A 2,888-nucleotide genomic window follows, 5' to 3' on the forward strand; every position below is an offset into this window, starting at 1 on the left:
TCAGCCGCAGACTCGGTCGCGGTCAGTTTGACCGTGGTGGTGTCGATGGTGTCGGTGACGTTGGTGACGGCTGGAACGGTGCTAGGCACCAGATTCTCGAAGTTGCCACCGGTAGCGCTGGAGATGGTCGCTTCGACTTTACCGGCGTCTTTGTAAACGTCATCGGCCGGAGCTGGAACAGTCACGGTACCGGTGGTTTTACCGGCGTCGATGGTGATGACGGCGCCGTTGCTCAACGTCACCGTGACTGGCGAGCCAGCCGCGTTGGTCAGGGTCGCGGTGTAAACGATCGAGCCACCCTCGGCCACGGTGCCAGTGGCACTGAGCGACAGATTGGTGGTGTCGACGGTGTCAGTGACATTGGTCGAAACCGGCGTTTTATCCGCCACAAGGTTTTCGTAGTTACCGCCGCTCACGTCGGTGATGGCGTTGGTCAGCGGCGCATGGCCGGTCAGCGCATCNCACTGAGCGACAGATTGGTGGTGTCGACGGTGTCAGTGACATTGGTCGAAACCGGCGTTTTATCCGCCACAAGGTTTTCGTAGTTACCGCCGCTCACGTCGGTGATGGCGTTGGTCAGCGGCGCATGGCCGGTCAGCGCATCGTTCGGCGCGGTGGTGGTGACGGTGCCGGTGGTCTTGCCGACTTCGATGGTGATGTTCTGACCGTTGGCCAGGGTCACGACCACAGGCGAACCGGTCACTGGTGCGCCCACGGTAGCGGTATAGGTGACGGTGCCACCTTCAGCCGCAGATTCGGTCGCGGTCAGTTTGACCGTAGTGGTGTCGATGGTGTCGGTGACGTTGGTGACTGCAGGAACGGTGCTCGGCACCAGATTCTCGAAGTTGCCACCGGTAGCGCTGGAAATGGTCGCTTCGACTTTGCCAGCGTCTTTGTAAACGTCATCGGCTGGCGCCGGAACGGTTACGGTGCCGGTGGTTTTGCCGGCCTCGATGGTGATGACGGCGCCGTTGCTCAACGTCACGGTCACCGGAGTCCCGGCCGGNCGGAACGGTTACGGTGCCGGTGGTTTTGCCGGCCTCGATGGTGATGACGGCGCCGTTGCTCAACGTCACGGTCACCGGAGTCCCGGCCGGGTTGGTCAGGGTCGCGGTGTAGACGATCGAACCACCCTCGGCCACCGAGTCGCTGGCAGTCAGGTTCAGGTTGGTGGTGTCGACAGTGTCCGACACTGAGGTGTTTGCCGGTGTCTTGTCGGCCACCAGGTTTTCATAGTTACCGCCGGCAACCTTGTCGATGGCGACGCTTAGCGAGCTGCCGCCCGCCAATGGGCTGTTCGGCGCGACGAAATTCACGCTGCCGGTGGTCTCACCGACGGCGATGGTGATGGTCTGGCCATTGGACAGAGTGACCACAACTGGCGAGCCGGTTACAGGTGCGGTCACGCTCGCGGTGTAGACCACGGTCTCGCCTTCGGCGACGTTGGCGGTGGCAGTCAGCGACACGGTGGAGGTGTCGATGGTGTCGTTGACGGTGGTCACCGCCGGCGTGTTGCTGGTGACCAGGTTTTCGAAGTCGCCACCGGTCGCGCCCTTGATGGTCGCTTCAACGGTGCCGGCGTCCTTGTAGACGTCATCCTTCGGTGCATCGACGGTCACGGTGCCGGAAGTTTTGCCGGCGTCGATGGTGATCACCGCGCCATTGCTCAACGTCACGGTCACCGGAGTGCCGGCGGCGTTGGTCAGGGTGGCGGTGTAGGTGATCTGGCCACCTTCGTTCACCGCCGGAGTCGCGCTCAGCGACAGGTTGGTGGTGTCGACGGTGTCGGTCACGGTGGTGCTGACCGGGGTTTTGTCAGCTACGAGGTTTTCGTAGTTGCCGCCGCTGACGTTGGTGATCGAGTTGTTCAGCGGCTCGTGACCGTTCAGCGCATCGTTCGGTGCGGTGGTCGTTACGGTGCCGGTGGTTTTGCCGACTTCGATGGTGATGTTCTGACCGTTGGCCAGGGTCACGACCACAGGCGAGCCGGTTACCGGAGCACCGACAGTCGCGGTGTAGGTGACGGTGCCACCTTCAGCAGCGGACTCGGTTGCGGTCAGTTTCACCGACGTGGTGTCGATGGTGTCAGTGACTTCAGTCACTGCCGGAACAGTGCTCGGAACAAGGTTCTCGAAGTTGCCACCGGTTGCACCGTTGATGGTGACTTCAACCTTGCCGGCGTCTTTGTAGACGTCATCGGCTGGCGCTGGAACCGTCACGGTGCCGCTGGTCTTGCCCGCTTCGATGGTAATCACCGAACCGTTGGACAGCGTCACGGTGACCGGCGAGCCAGCGGCATTGGTGAGGGTCGCGGTGTAGGTGATCGAACCGCCCTCGGCGACCGAGTTGGTGGCGCTGAGCGACAGATTCGTCGTGTCCACGGTGTCAGTGACGGTGGTGCTGACCGGGGTTTTGTCAGCGACCAGATTTTCGTAGTTGCCGCCGCTGACGCCGGTGATCGAGTTGGTCAGCGGTTCGTGACCCGTCAGCGCATCGTTTGGCGCGGTGGTGGTCACGGTGCCGGTGGTCTTGCCGACTTCGATGGTGATGGTCTGACCGTTGGCCAAAGTGACAGTCACTGGCGAGCCAGTGACTGGTGCGCCAACGGTCGCGGTGTAAGTGACGGTGCCGCCTTCAGCGACCGAGGTATCGGCCGTGAGTTTCACGGTCGAAGTATCAATGGTGTCAGTGACTTCGGTTACGGCCGGAACCGTGCTCGGAACGAGGCTCTCGAAGTTGCCGCCCGACGCATCCTTGATCGTGACTTCGACTTTGCCGGCGTCCTTGTAGACGTCATCGGCTGGCGCCGGAACGGTCACGGTGCCGGTCGTTTTACCCGCTTCGATGGTGATCACCGCGCCGTTCGACAGGGTCACGGTGACCGGCGT

The 2,888-nt window shown here is 62.2% G+C and carries 3 protein-coding genes (1 of these 3 running past the window's edge); all 3 read right to left on the minus strand.

Features of this window, described 5'->3' with window-relative positions:
• Nucleotides 1-416: the 5' portion of an immunoglobulin-like domain-containing protein gene (locus tag HXW87_RS29550; protein ID WP_345773063.1), read on the minus strand. It extends 16 nt beyond the left edge of the window; the window shows 416 of its 432 coding nt (coding positions 1-416); the start codon lies at nt 414-416; the stop codon falls past the left edge of the window.
• A 35-nt stretch (nt 417-451) separates the two neighbouring features.
• Nucleotides 452-985, minus strand: coding sequence for an immunoglobulin-like domain-containing protein (locus HXW87_RS29555; protein ID WP_345773064.1), 534 nt, complete (start codon nt 983-985; stop codon nt 452-454).
• On the minus strand, nt 903-2,888 hold a 1,986-nt coding region (locus HXW87_RS29560; RefSeq protein WP_345773065.1), incomplete at its 5' end, for an immunoglobulin-like domain-containing protein. The genes HXW87_RS29555 and HXW87_RS29560, both read right to left, overlap by 83 nt.

The organism is Pseudomonas sp. Y5-11 (assembly GCF_022368695.1).
GTDB classification, from domain to species: Bacteria; Pseudomonadota; Gammaproteobacteria; order Pseudomonadales; family Pseudomonadaceae; genus Aquipseudomonas; species Aquipseudomonas parakoreensis.